Genomic DNA, 17,704 nt, shown 5'->3' on the forward strand with positions numbered 1-17,704 from the left:
AGGCGTGAGCCTTCCTAAACCACCTCAAAAACAACTCGAGAAAGCAAAAGAGAAACCCGACGTTTGAAAAAACGTGGGGTTTCTCTACAATCTGACTGCCGAGCCATGCTCAGGCAGTCATTTCTCTCGCAATTCCCGCTATCCTACTGCTCGCGCTTGTCGCGATCTTACTTCCCGCGCTTCACGCGATCTTACTGCTCGCAGTTCCTGCGAGCTTATAGTTCAACCGGTTTTCCTGTCTCCGCCGACTTGTAGATGGCTTCGAGGATTTGGGTTACGACATACGCTTGCTCCGGCTTGACCATCGGCTCGGTGTCGTTCAGGATTGCGTCGATCCATTGGCGTGCTTCCACGTCGGCTGCACGCTGGCTTTCGCCGGAGAAGAATGCGATCGCGCCGGCTTCGGACGGCTTCGTCTCCACGAGTTGTCCTTGCTTCGCGTGGTTGTAGACGACATAACCTTCGTCCAGGAACGCCTTGCCCATCATCTCGGCGCCGCCGTCCGTGCCGCACAGCGTCACTTGCGCTTCCTTCGCGTTCAGCACGTTCAGCGCCCAAGCTGCTTCCAGGTATATCGTCGCGCCGTTCTCCATCTTAATGAAACCGAATGCCGAATCTTCGACTTCGTACGTTTCCGGATCCCAAGGTCCGAACATATTGCCGGCCGGTTTGTCCTTGAGCATCTGGAAGGAAGAGCCTACCACCAGCGTTGGCTTATAGTTGTCCATCGTCCACAGAGCGAGGTCAAGCGCATGGGTGCCGATGTCGATCAGCGGACCGCCGCCTTGCTTGGATTTGTCCGGGAATACGCCCCATGTCGGTACACCTCTGCGGCGAACGGCATGCGCTTTGGCGAAGTAAACGTCGCCGAGCTCTTTTTTCTGGCAAGCGTCATACAGCGCGAGCGAGTCCGAGCGGAAACGGTTCTGGTAGCCGATCGTCAGTTTCTTGCCCGTGCGCTGCGCCGCCTCCAGCATCTTCTTCGCTTCCTCTGAATTGATCGCCATCGGCTTTTCGCACATCACATGTTTGCCGGCCTCGAGCGCCGCCACCGTGATAAAGGAGTGGGACACGTTCGGTGTCAGGACATGGATAACGTCGATCGATGGATCATTCACGACCTCCATATAATCCGTCGTAACGAGCGAACCCTCAATGCCGAACTGCTTAGCGGCTTGAACCGCGCGCTCTTCCTCGATGTCACAGAACGCGACCATTTCCACTTTGTCCGACAGTTTCGCAAGCGAAGGGAAGTGCTTTTGATTGGCGATGCCGCCGCAGCCGATAAATCCGATTCTTAGTTTTTTCACAGTGAATTCCTCCTGATTGGATATGATAGTAAGACTGCTTCTTACAATAGAGAAATGAATGTACGAAAGGACCGGCTACACCCACCACATCTGGCCTAGCGGTTCCTTGATCAGCACCTGCTGCAGATTGCCGACCGCCTTAGAGAACCCTTCTTCGATGGACATCAGGCCATCCTCATGCTCGATGCTGACGACGTAATCGTAACCGACTAGTCGCAGGGCACTCATGATATCTGCCCATGTCTTCAGATCGTGGCCATAACCGACGGAGCGGAACTGCCATGCCCGACCCAGCATCGCCGTGTACGGCTGCATGTCCGTAATCCCGTGCCGGTTCACGTTGATCGGATCAACGACGGTATCCTTCGCATGGAAATGATGAATCGCGCCGGCACGTCCGAGGATATGAATGGCTTGTACGGGATCGATGCCCTGCCACCACATATGGCTCGGATCGAGGTTCGCGCCGATTACTTCGCCGACCGCCTCTCGCAGCCGCAGCAGCGTCGCCGGGGTATGTACCGAGAACCCGCCGTGCAGCTCCAACCCGATGCGAATGCCTTTGTCGTCCGCCGCCTTCCCTGTTTCCCGCCAGTACGGAATGACTTTCTGCTCCCACTGCCAAGCAAGCAGTTCTTGATAATCGTTCGGCCACGGCGCCACGGGCCAGTTCGGATAAAGCGCGTTGTCCGAATCTCCGGGACAGCCAGAGAAACCGTTTACAACGGGAACCTCAAGCAACTCGGCCAGCTCGATCGTCTGCATGAAGTCATGATGGAACTGGTTCGCGATCGCCTTCTGCGGATGAAGCGGATTGCCGTGGCAGCTGAGCGCGCTGATCATGAGCCCTCTCGATTCGAACGCTTGCTTGAATCGACTCAGCTTGCCGCGATCTGCGAGCAGTTCTTCCGGGTTGCAATGCGCATTGCCGGGATATCCCCCTGTGCCGAGTTCAACCGCTTCGAGCCCTTGGGCCGCGATAAAATCAAGCGCCTCCTCCAGAGGCTTCTGTGCCAGCAGCACCGAAAATACGCCTAACTTCATCGTTATACCTCCTTACATCAGCCATCGGTATAATGGTTATCTATGAATTAACCATATACAACGTGTTAATGGTTATGGCGCAAGGATACCATACCCTTTTCAGGGAAAGCAACCTCTTTTTTCGCTTGATTCTGATCGTCTTACGATTGTCTGCGTGCTTTCAATTGCTCGATAATGCCCGAGTGCGTCCGATCCAGCTTGTAGAAACACATAATGAGGATCTGGACCGCCATGAGCACAAGCGGCATGCCGTAGAACAGATAGCGAATCCCCGTCACGGCCGTGTCCGTAATTTGCTCCGGATTGTAGTTAAACCAAGCCAACGCATAAGCGACAAGCGAGGAAGCAAGCGCCGATCCTACCTTCGTCGCGAAGCTATAACCCGAATAGAGCTGTCCGTCCGCTCTCGTATTGAACTTCCATTCATGGTAATCCGCGGAGTCCGCAATCATCGTGAACACCGAGATCATGCACAGGCCTCCGAATACGTAAGAGAGCGTATACAAGACAAGGTACAGTGCCGTATTGCCTTCGCAGAACGGAAGAGCGACGAAGAACACAACGCTGATGGCTAGTGAGATGATGTTGCCGTTGCGCTTGCCGAACCGCTTGAAGAACGGAGCCGCGAAGAACGACCCGATAATAGCGGTTACATAAAGCAGCGGAAGCAAGACGGACACCAGATTCGGCTTATGGAGCACATAGATCGAAAAATAAATCGTGAGCGGCACGGCAGCCCCGATCCGCAAGAACGTCACAAGCGCGAATAACGTAGAGACGACCCACGGCTGATTGCGGACCAGCAGCTTCACCATCGCCCCGATCGACAATTTCTCGTGATGCTGGCTTTCCGTATCCGTTACATGTTCTTTCGTATTTCGGTATACGATCAGGAAGATGATAACGCTAACAATAGAGAATAGCGTAATCGTCCAGAAGAAACCCGACTTCTGGTCCCCACCGCCGAAAGCTTTGACCAGCGGCATCGTTAACGCCGTAATCGCTATGGAACCGACCGCCATGCCGAAGATCCGGAAGCTGCTCAGCTGCATCTTCTCCTGGCTGTCACGCGTCATGAGCGACATCAAGGTACCGTAAGGGATATTGATCGCCGAATAGATGATGCCGAGCACAATGTAGGTGGCATAGGCATAAATGATTTTGCCCGTATCGGAGAACTGCGGCGAAGAGAACGTCAGAATGCTAAGCACGCCGAACGGAACAGCCAAATAGAGAATATAAGGCCTTGCTTTGCCCCGCTTCGTATTCGTCTTGTCCACCATCACGCCGAAGATCGGATCGATCAGCGCGTCGCCTACCCTGGAGATCAAGAACAGCGTGCCGATTGCAGCTACCGGAACCAGATAGACGTCCGTGTAGAAGAATAAAAGATAGCTGGAAATCATCGACCAGATCAGGTTCGATGCCAAGTCGCCCAGGCCGAAACTGAATTTCTCTTTGAATGTTAGCTTGGTGGTTTGTTGCTGAGCGCCGCTAATCATTTCGTTTGTGTGCAGCATGCTTTCCATGCGATGACCTCCTGAGATGGGAAATACAAACCACTTGCTCGGTTTAATCCATGTTATGAATGCGTAGGATCGGCCCCCTTAGAACGTTTTTATCGCAATTCCAAAGATTAACTCACGCATAACCATTTATCCGGTGTAAACCTTTGTTGCGATTTCAGAATAGCACCGCGTTTCTTGTTATGCAAGCGTTTTATTTTTATTGAATTTCGCTTCTACTAAAAGCGAATTTTTGATCTCCTAGCGGAAAAGAAAGTGCTTGCAAAGCGGAAATCAGGCATGATAAGATAGCGTCATTCAATAGTTTACACATTGTTAGCCTTTAATAAATTGTAAACCATTATTTCTCTCATATTCAGGAGGTATACGCTATGAATTCCATCTCACCGATTAAACGCGGCATTAGTTTGTTCAGCTTTCAGCAGAAATATTATACCGGTGCCATGACGTTGGAAGATTGCCTGGCGCAAGCGTCCAAACTTGGCGTGCAAGGCATTGAGATGCTCGTCGATCAGATGGTTCCGGGTTATCCGAGCATCACCTACAATCTGTCGGACGCTTTCGTCGACCGATGGAACGAGATGCTGCAGCAATATAAGCTCGAGGCGGTCTGTCTCGATATCTATGGAGAGACGAAGTTGCATAAGCGCAAGAAGGTGACGAACGAGGAACTGCTCCAGCAGCTGCTCGCGCTGATGAAGACGGCCAAAGCGCTCAACTTCTCCTTCATCCGCTTGACGATGCATCTCCCCTACGAAGTCATTGAGGCGTGCATCCCTCATGCGGAGGAGCAAGGCATCAAGCTCGCTTCCGAGGTTCACGCACCGCATTTGATGACCGGCGAATGGGTACGCCGCAACGTCGAACTGATCGAGAAGACCGGCACCAAACATCTCGGCCTCATGCCGGATCTGGGTACTTTCTCCCGCACGATTCCGCCTGTGGTCATCGCCGAGTCGCTCCGCAAAGGGGGACAGCAACGGATCGCCGAGTACTTGAACGACGTCTATGTAAGCCGCGAGATTCCGAAGGATCTGATGGCCAAAGTTGGGTCGATGGGCGGCAATGATCTGGACATGTGGCTGGCGATGCGCGTCATGATCGAGACGTGGACGTACCAGAATCCGAAGGCGCTTGCGGAATTCATGCCTTATGTGACGCATGTGCACGGGAAGTTCTATGAAGTAACGAATGAGCTGCGGGAACCAAGCGTCGATTATGACGGCGTCATGGACGTCTTGACGAAGAGCGGATACAACGGTTACATCATGAGCGAATACGAAGGTCAGCGTCTGACGCAGGATATCGAAGATCCGAACTTCGATGAGATCGAGCAAGTGACGCGTCATCAAGCTATGCTGCGCCGCTACCTCGGGCAGTAAACGCGAACGGCACATTCCATCACCACTACTGTTTTCATATAAGGAGGACAAAGCATGTCTAAGGGGAATATTTTCGGGTACGATCGGTATATGATTTGCGAGGATGGCTTTCAGAATATCATCAAGGACGGCGAGACGATCGGGTTCCAAGTCCGTCTTCGCATCGCCAATTACAGAGGCTACATCCTGTCCCAGATCGAGGATATCCAAATCGCCGTCGATGGCGAGCAAATCAACAGAGCGGACATTCGATTCACGATCGGCGATCTGACCTACACGCTCGACGAAATGGAAGAAGCGATTGATCAGCGTTGGGAACTGACCCAGATCGCGACGATTACTTGTCTGAAGCCCGGCGGCCTGACTGCGGGTTCGCATGAAGTCTATGCCGAGGAGCACATCCGCGCCTCCTACATTCCGATTATGGCGGTCTCGCATTCGCAGAAGACGCTGGAACTTGCCGTGTAAATCGGTTTGAAGAAATGACGAAAACCTCTTGTGATCGGCACAGTTCTAGTGCCTGCTGATCACAAGAGGTTTTTCTATAATGATGGATTAAGTCTAGCTTTCGCCGGTTGCGAAGACAAAGCAGACGGCATCGCTCTGAACTAATGTTCTTCGCTTAAGGTGCTTTTGCTAACTATCAAAATAGTTAAGTACTCCGGGCTCATTTTGAAACATGAGTTCAAGATGATTTCTCATTGCTTGTAATTGCTCTACATCAACATTGAACTCAATCTTAATATGCTTTGGCAATTCAAGCCCTTCGGCCGTTGATTCATCAAGAATGATCTCTAATGAGTTACTGCGTAATAGGAGTTCTTTAATATCGCAGTAGCCTGAACATTCTTCTCCATTTATAGTGAGATGCACTTTATCAAGCCCTAGAGCTTTGTCCCGATCATCGCTCTCCAAGGATCTCTGTAAAAGTATATATTCTTTTGTTTCAAATTCTTGATCAGCAAAACCAACAAGAATAACGTCTATTTCTTCATCACAATTCGAATATAAAAATTGCGCAGTTTGAGTAAACAAATGCATCCCTCACTTGATCTCAACTAAACTCTCTGCTTTTTCGCTCGATCACAAACTCTGCTCGCTCACACCCTGCACAGGATCGAACTGCAGCATTTTCGTTCCGATTTTATCGATGAAGAACCGGTCATGGCTGACCGTAATCACGGCCCCGGGAAAATGGATCAGCGCCTGCTCCATCACCTGAATGCTCGTCAGGTCGAGATGGTTCGTCGGCTCGTCCAATACAATGACGGCCGCCCCCGAGAGCAAGCATTTCGCCAGCGCGACGCGAGCCTTCTGCCCGCCGGAGAGATTGCCGATCTTCTTACTCAAGTCGGCCTCCGAAAATTGGAGCATGGAGAGGAATTTGTTGACCTTTTTGCGCGGCGCGTCCAGTCCGAGTCCGTAGGTGTTCACTGCATGAGACACGGTATCCTTCGAGTCCAGCTCCTCCCACATCCGGTTGAAGTACGCGTAGCCGACGCCCTTCTCCCAAGCCACTTCGCCGGATTCCGGTTCGGCTTCGCCGGTAAGCACCTTGATCAGCGTCGACTTGCCGCTTCCGTTAGGGCCGACGATCACAAGGCGGTCTTCCTTCTGGATATCGAAGCTGACGTTCTGGAAGATCACGCGATCCCCGAAGGTTTGTCCGATATGCTTCACTTCGCATAGCTTGTCCGGGAATCGAAGCTTCTCGTAAATATCGGTAATGAGCACGTTGACCGGATGCGGCTCGATCCGTTTCTTGTTCTCCGCCAATTGACGCGAAAGCCGATCCTTGGCGGATTTGCGGCTGGCGCGGCTGTCGATGGCCTCCGCTTCCATTAAAAGCAGCTCTTCCTCCCACTCAAACTGGCGGTCCAGCTCCTTCTTGCGCATCTTCTTCTTGCGGACGTAATCGGTGTAATTCCCTTCGTATTCCTGAAAATGATAGTTCTCGATCTCGATCGTACGCGTCACGACCTTATCGATAAATTGGCGATCATGCGAGACCAGAATCATCGCGCCTTTGAACCGGTACAGCCACTGCTCGAGCCAAGCGATGCCTTCGATATCCAAATAATTCGTCGGCTCGTCGAGCAAGACGACATCGGGCTGCTCGATCAGCATCTTGGCGAGCGCGGCGCGGTTGCGCCAGCCGCCGGACAATTCGCCCACAGGCTGATGACGGGAATGATCGTTGAATCCCAGCTTCGTGAGCACCGTGTTGATCTCGACCGACACGTTCCATCCGTCCAAATGCTCCATCTGTTCGAACAGCTCCGCTTGCCTGGATAGCAGCGTATCCATCTCCCCGTCATCGGTGACGATGCCGAGTTTCTCGCCGATCTCCTGAAGTTCCTGCTCAATGCGCGTAACCTGCTCGAAACACAGTTCCAGCTCTTGTTGAACGGAGAGAGTGCCTTGCAGCTCCGAGAATTGTGAGAAGTAGCCGATCTTCACCTGGGGATCGACTTCCACATTCCCCGACGTTGGTTCTTCCTTGCCCAAGATAAGCCGGAATACCGTCGACTTACCTGCGCCGTTCCGCCCGATCAGGCCGATTCGCTCCCCATGGCTCAGGCGAAAATAAATATTGCGGAAGATCATGGACTCTTCGTATTTCATCGTGACGTTCTCTAACCGTATAACGCTCATCGCTATTCTCCTTCGTCTTGCCATCGTATTGCCTAAGTATACCACTAGCGCGGCAGGAACAGGCATTGGTGTGTTCCAGCGCAGAAGTTCTTCCTTTGTCGAGGCGATTGCAACGGCGAGCTCATGCTGGCTTGATTCATATTCTTTGTGCCGTTCCCCAACTATTGCAATGGCCGTTCGTCATTCTTGCCCGAACAAAAAAAGACGTACGCTCCCCATGCTGCTCTGCAGGAGAACGTACGCCTTATGCCGATTGGCCTATCTATGCTACTGGACATACCTCAATACCATCGACAACGCGGTCTTGACGATCGCACTCGTCTCGATCTGATGCTCCTTCTTGATGATCTCCCCGCGCGAGGTCATCCGTTGGAGCAAGCTGAGCATCGTCTCGTAGATCGTGGCGCCAACCTCATTAACGTTCAGATCGCGGCGGATGCTCCCGTCCGAGATGCCCTCCCGCAGCAGAACCGAGAGCGGGAACTCTCCTCGGCTCTTGTCGATCGACTGCCGATAGCGCTCGGCCAGCTCTTCGTTCGGGTAACGGTCGCGGTAATGATGATCGAAGTAGCCGATGTACTTGAAATGATTCGGGTGCTGCTTGGCGAATTCCGCCCATGCGGATAGCAGCGCTTCCAGCTTCTCCCGGCCGGACCCGTTCAAGGTCACGTGCTCATTCATATAGCTGTTCATCTCGTCCATCACTTTAATCTGCACTTCGAAAGCGAGCTCGTCGATGGAATTAAAATACTTGTAGAACGTTACGCGGCTGACGCCGGCCTTCGCGCATATATCCTTGATTCCCACACCGGACACATCGAGTTCCAGGAATAGCTCCTGCGCCGAATGGATGATCTCATCCCTGTTCTTGTTGCGCATCTCCAAATGCCATTGCGTTGTCATCTCCCGATCCCCCAAGCCTACAACGCATATTCCACGATCAGTCAATGATTTACACGTTGTAAAATATTTAACTTATCGTACCATAAAACCAGCTCTTCGCGCAATTATTGCGCCTGCCGTAATTTGTTCACGACAAAAAATCCTCGGATTGTCGTTCATGGAACGATCATCCGAGGATTTTTTGTCATCCGGCTATATAATGAGGAACGATCAATGTTGCATTTCCCGTTCTTGCGACCATGAACGCAAATCAAGGGCCCATAACGTCTAGTGTCAGTGTGGCACTGCCTATTCTTGCGGCAGCGGATAAGCCGCCGCCTCGCCTGTCGAGTTTTCGTAAGCTTGAAGAACCGTATGGAGCAAACCCGGAAAACGCGCTTCCAAGTCTTCCTCCCGAATGCTCTGCAGTCGCAGCGTGCCTTGAATGCGGGTGCGAATGATGCCTGATTCGCGTAGCGTACGCATATGATGAGACAAGGTTGACTTCACGATAGGCAAATCGAGACACCCGCATGAACCTTCCCCCATCTTAACCAAAGTAGCCACCAAGCGAATACGGATGGGGTCGCTTAGCGCATAAAGGACGGAAGTAAGTTGAAGGTCCGATCGATCGGGATGATGTAACGCTTTCATGTAGAGCAGCCCCTTTACGTCGATAACATGTAATCGTTGTCAGTGAAAAGATCGGCAAGTAACAATTGCATCTTATCATATCGCATGCTATATTTCTAATGTTCGATGATAATCGAACATTAGAAATAGTGAGAAGAGGGATATCATGTCCGATACGGACCTAGCCAATCGCACCGGCGCCGATAACGTTCATATTCGCGAAAGCGTCTTTACCCTGTTGCTTGGGCTTACAATCGTGCTCGTCATCATGAATACGATGATGTTCAACCTCGCGTTGCCCGACGTGGCGCAAGATTTCGCGCTCTCCTCCACATCGGTATCGTGGATCGTCACCGGCTACTCCATCCTATTCGCCATTTCGTCCATCACGTACAGCCGGCTGTCGGATTTCGTTCCCATCCGGAGATTGTATGTCATCGGCATTCTGTCCTTCGGCGGAGCCGCCATCATCGGCTTATTCAGCAATAGCTTCATTCCGCTCTTAATCGCGCGCCTCATTCAAGCTTCCGGCGCAGGCGCGATTCCGGCGCTCTCCATGGTCCTCATCACAAGATACGTTCCCGTTGAGAACCGGGGCAAGGCCATGGCCGCGATCATGTCGGCAGCTTCGCTCGGTTTGGGCTTAGGTCCCGTAATCGGCGGCGTCATCGTCGAATATTTGGGCTGGCATTATCTATTCGTCATAACTTCCCTTACTTTGGCGCTGATTCCGTTCTACATCCGACTGCTTCCGAAGGAAACGCCGGCCAAAGGAAGTTTCGACCTGTTCGGCGCCTTATTCGCGGGAATCGGCACGACGGGACTGCTCCTTTTCCTAACCAGCCAAGTCTGGTATTGGCTCGCGGCCGGCCTCGCTGCCATCATCTTGTTCGTCTTCCGCATTCGCATGGCTCGCGACCCGTTCGTCCAGCCGGCGCTGTTCCGCAATGGGCGATATTTGATGGTCAGTGCCGTCGGGATCGGCGCTTATCTGTGCAGCTTCGCCACCTTGTTCATCCTGCCGCAGATTCTGGTGCATCAATTCGGTCTCTCGGCCAGCGAATCCGGCTTCATTATCTTCCCGGGGTCGTTGCTTGCCATGATTCTGTCCCGCCTGGTCGGAAGAGTGATCGACCGGTACGGCAATCGCCATATTATTCTGTACATCCCTTTGCTTATGCTGGCTGCAGTCGTCTTGTTCGCGATCTTCGCATCGCACTCCCAGTGGGCCGTTCTATTCATCTATATGATGATGAGCATCGGGTTTACCTTCATCTCCAGCAGCGTCTCGAACGAGCTGTCGCGGCTGCTGCCAGGGTCTCAGGTCGGCTCTGGTCTCGGACTGTTCCAACTGTTGCAATTCTTCAGCGGCGCGTTCGGAATCGCGGCGACGGCGACGGCCCTCGAATGGCAGGAAGCCCGCACGCTGGCTTCCGCATACAGCAGCATTTTCTGGGGAATGGCGATCATCGTCTTGCTCGTCCTGGTCTGTTCGTTCTTCTACACCCGTCGTGCCGGAGCGAAGACCCAGCAAACAGCACAGTCCGTCTCATAATCCTCTCTGGAACGAGTGAACATAACGAACGCTCGAACATAACCAAGAACCATCTTCGAGACGAAGATGGTTCTCTTTTGGTTAACGTTTTCGCAGCGGCAAGGGCACGCGCTAACCTACCGCTCCACTCCTGCTCTTAACGCTTCGTAATATCCAGTACCATGACTCCGTAAGCCGGCAATTCGGTTGAACCTTCGAGCTGCGCGCCGCTTAGCAGATCCGTCGTCGATTGCTTCACGGTGAGCAAGACCGGCTCACTCGCATAATTCAAGAGGAAGAGATAGTCCGATCCCTTATTCGAGCGAATGCCTACCTCAACCTCGGCAGGCGCTTCAACCCAGTCAGCTGCGAGGGCAACGAGCCCTATCTCCTCCAGAAGCGCATCCACGACCGGCTCACTGAATGCAGCGCCATAATACCAGACCTTGCCCTCACCTACAGCACGCCTTGTCAAAGCAGGCATACCCTTGTAATACTCAGTAGCGTATGCGGCAACGATGTCCACATCCGTACCTTCTATGCTCAGCACTTCATTGAATCCCACGGCTTTCGTGCCGGCCGGCAAGCTGCTGCCTTCCCATTGCAGCTCTGCTACGCCCACGGTGCCCTTAATCAAGGTGAAATCTTCGATCGTTATTCCGCACAGCTCGGCGACCGGCCCCGGGAACGGCCGCATATAGCACTGTCCGGTCATGTCCTTATACCCCGTGCGAGCGCCGAAGATCAGCTTACCGCCCTGCTCCACGTATTTCGTCAGCAGCTCGGCGGTTTCATCCGTCATGATCGCCGCATGCGGATAGACAATGACTTTATATTTGGCCAAATCGTCCAGATCGGTCTTCGCGCGCAGCGTAATCAGGTCCGCCGGAATATGGCGATACTGAAGCTGCTTGTACCAAGCTCGTACGCTCTTCCACTGCAGCGGTCCGTGCCAACGATCCAATTCCCCGTCCCAGACGTTGTCATAATCCTGCAAGATCGCCACTTCGGCTTGATAGGTCGCCCCTGCGATGAGCGCGCCGATCTTCCCGAACTCTTCCCCGACCTGAGCGACTTCACGCACTCTGCGATTCGGCCGGTTGTGGTAGTCGTTGATCCCATGCCAATAAATCTCCGTGCCCATCGTTGCCGTGCGCCAGCGGAAATACACCAGCAGATCCGTTCCATGCAGGACGGACTGATAGGACCACAAGCGGATCTGCCCAGGTCTCGGCGTGCCCATCTCAATGCGGTCTACCCAGCCTCCCGGTCCGGACTGCTGCTCCATGACGCAGAAATTCGGCGATATAGATCGGGTATTGGACAAGTTCAAGCTCCATGCCCGGTCTGCCAGCGGATTCTCGTCATCGCTAGGGAAGATCGTCGAGAACTGCGGGTACGAATCGTAGGAGTAGAAATCCAGCAGCTCGTCAGTCAGCTCATGACTATCCAGATGGCCGAATGTGCCATTGGTGGTGATCCAATGGTGAGGAGCAAGCTCTCGAATCAGATCGGCTTGAATTCGGGCGAACGAAATCGCATTCGCGGAGATAAACCGTTTCTCGTCGAGTGCCAAATGCGGATTCGGCGATTGATTGACCATTGGCCGGGTGAGATACACTTGCTCCCAATCGGTATAGGTCTGGCTCCAGAATACGGTACCCCACGCTTTGTTCAATTTATCGAGCGTCGCGTAGCGCTCCTGCAACCAAGCTCTGAATGCCACATGATCCGCTTCCGAGTAGAATACGTTCATCTCGCAATTCAGCTCGTTGTCGATCTGCCATCCGATCACCGCAGGGTGGTCCTTATAAGCGTCCACCATTTTTCGCACGATGATCGCGCACAATTCCCGGTATTTGGGGCTGCTGTAGTTGTAATGGCGACGCATGCCATGCCGGTACAATACGCCCTCCACGTTCGCGTTCAATACCTCGGGATACTTATGCGTTAACCAAGCCGGCGGCGTGGCAGTCGGCGTTCCCAAGATAACCTTCAATCCATATCGGTGCGCCAAGTCCATCACCCGGTGGAAAAAGCCGAAATCGAACTTCCCTTCCTCCGGCTCCAGCATCGCCCAAGCGAATTCCGCCATTCGAATTACCGAGATATTCATCTCCCGCATGCGCCGGAAATCGTCTTCCCACAACTCCTCCGGCCAATGCTCCGGATAATAACAAACGCCTAACGTTAACTCGTTCATCTGAATCGATTTTGCCATGATGACTTGCCTCCCATCGCTACTATATCTCCATTGTAGCCCGATGATCACGTAGGATGAAATGACAAAATCATGCGATATGTATTAATATATTGTCATCCCATTATCGGATAGTCGCTAATAATAGCAGAACAACTAGCCATCACTATAACTATATTGTGTAACTGAGGTGCTTGATGAGAGAGCATATCTTCTTTCCCAAGCCGCTCTTCCAGCGGCACAGCTGCTTCCCCGACTTTATCGGCGGCTATAGCGAATTTCCCGAGCATCGCGTGAATCGGGAATACGCGACGAAGGAGAACCACTTGGACCGATACTATAACTTGCATCTTGTCGTCGGGGGCAAAGGTTATCTCGAGCATGAGGGCAGGACCTTCGAGCTCGCGCGCGGACAAGGTTTTCTGTATGGTCCCGGATTGAGACAAACCTATTATTCCGATTCCGACGATCCGTGGAGCATCCGATGGGTGCATTTCTACGGCATAAGGCTGGAGGAATTCCTCGATGGCAAAAGCCTCGACGAGCCATGGCTGTTCCGGCTGTCGGATTTAACCCCCTTCGAGACGGATATCGAGACGCTGCTGAAGCTCGGCAGAGCCTATGAGGTCGAAGATGAATTTGAAGTGGCTTCGACCCTGTACAAGCTCTTGACCCGGCTGCAGGCAGCGGCAACCCAGCTCAACGTTCCTGCCAATCAGGCAGACGACAAGCTGCACGTGGCGGCCAATTATGTGCACTCCCACTGCAAGGCGCCTATTACGTTGGAACAAGCGGCTGCCGTAGCAGGCTTCAGCGCTCATTACTTTAGCCGCAAATTCAATCAGAAGTTCGGGATGTCGTTTTCCGATTTTCTGCTGGAGTCCAGGATTCTGCAAGCCAAACAGCTCTTGTCCTCCACGAATTTATCGATCAAGGCGATCGCATTGGAAACCGGATTTTCCCAGAGCAGTTACTTCGGCAAATGCTTTCGGTCGCTCGAGGGCATGACGCCGCTCGAGTTCCGGCTAATCCATAAACTGTAGCCTTTGCCTACTCCGGAGCAGCTTGACGATGTACCTTAGGCTGACGATATGATCTCGGCAGCTGAGCTCATCTCAGCTGAGCTCGACCCGCTTCACAACCGTCATCTCGGTCTTCACTTCAATGCATCCGCTCAATTCCCCGGAGACGAGATCATCTAACGCGAGGAATTGTTCGAGATGGTATAACCCGCGAGCGGAATCGGACCGATACAACCGCGCGGCAGCGGCAGCCGCGACGATCCCGGTTACTTCCGCTTCTCGCTTGCCGGTCAGCGTAAGCTCGACAACACGTTCTTCGTCACCCCATACTCCCTTGGCATCGACCTTGACCGCGAACAGCTCTTGGCCTGCGCGCAGCAAGCCGAATAATTTCAACGCCGCCTCCCTGATGAACCGGTATCGCAGCAGACGCAGAATCCCAGTCGATTTGGCCCCAGCAACCAGCTTGGTAACTATCCTCGAGTCGAAACAGAGCCTGGTGGTTGCCGTACGCACGCCGACTGTTCGCGGCAGGACATGCTGGTCGGAGAAGTTGAACAGATAACCGGTCCGCTTGCCCAGATGCGGTCCGAAATCTGTCTTCTGGCCGCCTGTGAAACCAACTACTTCGAGCATGCTGCCTTCCTGCATAACTGCATATCGCGTATTCAGCTGATCCAGCGTCCATTCCATCGCCGCTCTGCCGTGCGCCTCCCCAAGTCCGAGCATGATCGTAATCTCGGCTGATCGATAATCGGTGAAGTGCTTTTTCGCCGCCATCGCCATCAGATTGGTTAACCCCGGCGCTAGACCGACGCTGATGACAGCCGCGGTCCGATGACCTTCCATTAATCCGCCGAGCGACTCCAGACGGGAGAGGAATTCGAAATTGGCAGTAATGTCGATATAGTCCGCTCCCGCCTGTATGCACGATTCGACGAACCGGGTATCGGTCTGGTCCAGGCACATCATGACCAATTTGACGGATTGGAGCCGCTCAGGTTCGATTGGCTCCAGCAGATTCAACTCCATCGGCCGGACCGCGTTCCCCATCTTTCGGAAGAAGGCTTCCGCACGCGCCAGACTTCGGCCTGCCGCGATGACATGCCCTGGGTAAAGCGCCGCCAACCGGCTGCATATGGTGGAGCCGACTTGCCCATAACCGCCGACCACCAAAATATCCTTCTTATCCAATACATCTCCCTCTTTCTATCTATTCGCTTCATTCATTCCTTCGTCGACATCCACCACTGAACAAGGAAAGCTCCGTAATAGCGGGAGATTCCCGTGAATCCCGCATCGGCGAGCAACGCCTCGATCTCTTCGGCGGCTATCGGACCGGACTCGCGGCCTGCGCCGACGATGAGCAGACGCGCTTGATGGCGGCCTATGGCGGCACCCAGCAGCCGCTCCGTTAGATCGTATAGCAGCGCATGGCCGGGAATTTTGCGCGGAATCGTGCGATCATAGCGGTTAACGCGTTCATGTTCCCAATTCATTATAGCGGCGTCAATAAGAGACACCATCCCAGAAACATGGGATTGCATGAACGGTTAATATCGCTTCCCGTAGAATGCAAAAAAAGCGGAGGCACACTGACCTCCGCTCCCAATCCCCGCCTTCAACATCCGCTCCATCAGCAGCTAACCATCATCTGACCAACGGTATGATGATCGTAACGGCTGTACCCGTTCCTTCTTCCGACTTGATATCGAGCTTGGCCGCATCGCCGTATAGCAGCCGTATCCGCTTGGCAACATTCTGTACGCCGATTCCCGCACGCTCCGAGGCGAGCAGCGACTGCACCTGCAGCGCCGACATGCCTTTGCCGTTGTCGTGTACGACGAACCGCAGCCGCTCGCCGTCATGTTCCCCGCTGATGCGAATGAACCCGCCCTGCTCCAGCGATTCGAAGCCATGGATAATCGCGTTCTCGACGATCGGCTGCAGGAACAGCTTCGGTACTTTGCAATCGCCGGGGATGTCGTCCAGCTCATAGACCACTTTGAATACCCCGTCATAACGGTTCTCCATGATGTGCGTGTAACTGCGCAGCCACTCGAGGTCGTCTCTTAAAGGCACGATTTCCTGCTTGTTGTTGACCGTGAATTGCAGCATCGTCGACAAACTGACGATCATTTTGCTGATCTCCTTCTCGTCCCGGTCGATCGCCATCCAATTAATAATGTTCAGCGTGTTGTATAGAAAGTGCGGATTCAGCTGCAGATTGAGCGCCATGATCTCGGCCTCCTTCTCCCGCAGCGTGCTCTCGTAATTTTCTTTGATCAGACCTTGAATCCGTTCATTCATCTGATTGAATTTCTTGATCAGAATGCGGAATTCGAATTGCGAATGCTCCTTGATCTTCGTGTTGAAGTCGCCCGCGCCGGTCAGCTGGATGGCCACCAGCAGCTTCTTGATCGGCTTGGTCAGCCAGTCGGAAATCATGAAGGCGATGAAGATCGCCACGATCGTCATCGCGGCCGCGGTCATCAGATCCATGTACCGGACCGTAGGCAGATTGCGAATCAGCTGCTTGTAAGGGACGACCGCAACCGTCACCCAGTCGGTCACTTGCGAGATATCGTAGCCAATCAGCACATCCTCCCCGTTCTCTTCGACGAGCGAGGTGCCCGAAGCCGCCGTGAATTCGGTCTTGAACCAGCCGTTCGAGTCGCGCGTGCCCAGCTTCGCGATATCCGGATGCGTGACGATCAGCCCGCTTTTGGACACGACATAGAAGTAGGCATCGTCGACGAGCAGGCTCTGCTCGACCACCTTGCTGTAGAAATCCTCGTTGAAGTTGATCAGCAGCACGGGGCGCTCAACTGTCTGCGGCCACGTATAGCTGACGCCGTCAATGATCGGCGAACAGTTGATGACGCGCGCGCTCGAGAAGACGAGCCTGAATTTGGGGTCCATCGAGTACAGCTGACTTTGATTGTAGGCACGGGTCAGATCATACGTCGGGATCCAGATGAGACTGCCCCTTCGCTCGGTCACTTCCCTATAGATGCTCGATTGGACGAATCCTTCATGCGACACGGAGACGAACGGAGAATTGGTCGTATACGGCGCGTTGCCCGATCCGAAGCTGAAGTAGCTCGTCACCAGCTGTGCGGTGTACAGATCCTGCTCATGGCCAAAATATTTGTTCAGAATCGCGGTCGCCTTCCGGTCCATCTGGACCAGCTCCTGGTCGCTTTGCGGCCGCGGCCGGTCGAATAACGCGAACAGATCCGGATCCGAGATGAGCGAGATGGTCCGTTCTTCGATGTGGCGGAAAATAATGTCGGTCACCGCATTATTCTTGCGGACGATCTCTTCAATGCTATCCCGGGCGTTATTCACGATGATATCCGTGCTCGCCTTATAGCTGATGAAGCCGTTGATGGCCGAAGGCAGCGAGATAAGCAGCACGAAGAACAGAATCAGCTTCGATCGCATTTTCATCTGTATGAGCCGGTCGTTCAACCTGCGGAAGAATGCCATATGGGCCTCCTGTAACGGACAAAC

15 protein-coding genes are annotated in these 17,704 nt (G+C 53.3%); 4 read left to right on the top strand and 11 right to left on the bottom strand.

The genetic code is table 11. The features are described from left to right. Positions 1 to 215: 215 nt before the first annotated feature. The 3 genes from FHS18_RS30600 to FHS18_RS30610 form a co-directional block, all read right to left on the bottom strand. Positions 216 to 1,310, bottom strand: a complete 1,095-nt coding sequence (locus FHS18_RS30600) for a Gfo/Idh/MocA family oxidoreductase (protein WP_183604205.1) — start codon at positions 1,308 to 1,310, stop codon at positions 216 to 218. A 75-nt stretch (positions 1,311 to 1,385) separates the two neighbouring features. After that, on the bottom strand, positions 1,386 to 2,354 hold the full coding sequence (locus tag FHS18_RS30605; RefSeq protein WP_183604206.1) for a sugar phosphate isomerase/epimerase family protein: 969 nt from the start codon (positions 2,352 to 2,354) through the stop codon (positions 1,386 to 1,388). 140 nt (positions 2,355 to 2,494) lie between these two features. Then, positions 2,495 to 3,883, bottom strand: a complete 1,389-nt coding sequence (locus tag FHS18_RS30610; RefSeq protein ID WP_183604207.1) for an MFS transporter — start codon at positions 3,881 to 3,883, stop codon at positions 2,495 to 2,497. A 368-nt stretch (positions 3,884 to 4,251) separates the two neighbouring features. Here FHS18_RS30610 and FHS18_RS30615 point away from each other — a divergent pair, with 368 nt between their 5' ends. Together FHS18_RS30615 and FHS18_RS30620 are read left to right on the top strand one after the other, a co-directional pair. Then, positions 4,252 to 5,262: a sugar phosphate isomerase/epimerase family protein gene (locus FHS18_RS30615; RefSeq protein WP_183604208.1), complete on the top strand. Its 1,011-nt coding sequence runs from the start codon at positions 4,252 to 4,254 to the stop codon at positions 5,260 to 5,262. 54 nt (positions 5,263 to 5,316) lie between these two features. Beyond that, positions 5,317 to 5,730: a C-glycoside deglycosidase beta subunit domain-containing protein gene (locus tag FHS18_RS30620; RefSeq protein WP_183604209.1), complete on the top strand. Its 414-nt coding sequence runs from the start codon at positions 5,317 to 5,319 to the stop codon at positions 5,728 to 5,730. Positions 5,731 to 5,898: 168 nt separating this feature from the next. Here FHS18_RS30620 and FHS18_RS30625 read toward each other — a convergent pair whose 3' ends face one another. The 4 genes from FHS18_RS30625 to FHS18_RS30640 form a co-directional block, all read right to left on the bottom strand. Continuing rightward, entirely contained in the window at positions 5,899 to 6,297 is a 399-nt protein-coding gene (locus FHS18_RS30625) for an Imm10 family immunity protein (RefSeq protein ID WP_183604210.1), read from the bottom strand. Positions 6,298 to 6,345: 48 nt separating this feature from the next. Next, complete coding sequence (locus FHS18_RS30630; protein ID WP_183604211.1) at positions 6,346 to 7,917, bottom strand: ABC-F family ATP-binding cassette domain-containing protein; 1,572 nt, start codon at positions 7,915 to 7,917, stop codon at positions 6,346 to 6,348. Between the two features lie 267 nt (positions 7,918 to 8,184). Continuing rightward, positions 8,185 to 8,820 (bottom strand): TetR/AcrR family transcriptional regulator, encoded by a 636-nt coding sequence (locus tag FHS18_RS30635; RefSeq protein ID WP_183604212.1) that lies wholly within the window; start codon positions 8,818 to 8,820, stop codon positions 8,185 to 8,187. Positions 8,821 to 9,108: 288 nt separating this feature from the next. Continuing rightward, positions 9,109 to 9,453 carry an ArsR/SmtB family transcription factor gene (locus tag FHS18_RS30640; protein ID WP_183604213.1) on the bottom strand — a complete coding sequence of 115 codons (345 nt, stop codon included), beginning with the start codon at positions 9,451 to 9,453 and terminating at the stop codon, positions 9,109 to 9,111. Positions 9,454 to 9,598: 145 nt separating this feature from the next. On the opposite strand from FHS18_RS30640, the gene FHS18_RS30645 reads away from it, so the two are divergent. Next, positions 9,599 to 10,987, top strand: coding sequence for an MFS transporter (locus tag FHS18_RS30645; RefSeq protein WP_183604214.1), 1,389 nt, complete (start codon positions 9,599 to 9,601; stop codon positions 10,985 to 10,987). Positions 10,988 to 11,123: 136 nt separating this feature from the next. Here the strand turns inward: FHS18_RS30645 and FHS18_RS30650 are convergent, their stop codons facing one another. Further along, positions 11,124 to 13,187 carry a beta-galactosidase gene (locus FHS18_RS30650; protein ID WP_183604215.1) on the bottom strand — a complete coding sequence of 688 codons (2,064 nt, stop codon included), beginning with the start codon at positions 13,185 to 13,187 and terminating at the stop codon, positions 11,124 to 11,126. Between the two features lie 176 nt (positions 13,188 to 13,363). Between FHS18_RS30650 and FHS18_RS30655 the strand changes: the two genes are divergently transcribed. Further along, on the top strand, positions 13,364 to 14,209 hold the full coding sequence (locus FHS18_RS30655; RefSeq protein WP_183604216.1) for a helix-turn-helix transcriptional regulator: 846 nt from the start codon (positions 13,364 to 13,366) through the stop codon (positions 14,207 to 14,209). A gap of 72 nt (positions 14,210 to 14,281) precedes the next feature. On the opposite strand, the gene FHS18_RS30660 is transcribed toward FHS18_RS30655, so the two are convergent. From FHS18_RS30660 to FHS18_RS30670, 3 genes are all read right to left on the bottom strand, one after another. After that, positions 14,282 to 15,382 carry a saccharopine dehydrogenase family protein gene (locus FHS18_RS30660; protein ID WP_183604217.1) on the bottom strand — a complete coding sequence of 367 codons (1,101 nt, stop codon included), beginning with the start codon at positions 15,380 to 15,382 and terminating at the stop codon, positions 14,282 to 14,284. A 32-nt stretch (positions 15,383 to 15,414) separates the two neighbouring features. Continuing rightward, positions 15,415 to 15,687 carry a hypothetical protein gene (locus FHS18_RS30665; protein WP_183604218.1) on the bottom strand — a complete coding sequence of 91 codons (273 nt, stop codon included), beginning with the start codon at positions 15,685 to 15,687 and terminating at the stop codon, positions 15,415 to 15,417. Between the two features lie 151 nt (positions 15,688 to 15,838). Continuing rightward, positions 15,839 to 17,680, bottom strand: a complete 1,842-nt coding sequence (locus FHS18_RS30670) for a sensor histidine kinase (RefSeq protein ID WP_183604219.1) — start codon at positions 17,678 to 17,680, stop codon at positions 15,839 to 15,841. Positions 17,681 to 17,704: the final 24 nt, after the last annotated feature.

This window comes from Paenibacillus phyllosphaerae (assembly GCF_014192105.1).
GTDB lineage: Bacteria > Bacillota > Bacilli > Paenibacillales > Paenibacillaceae > Paenibacillus_Z > Paenibacillus_Z phyllosphaerae.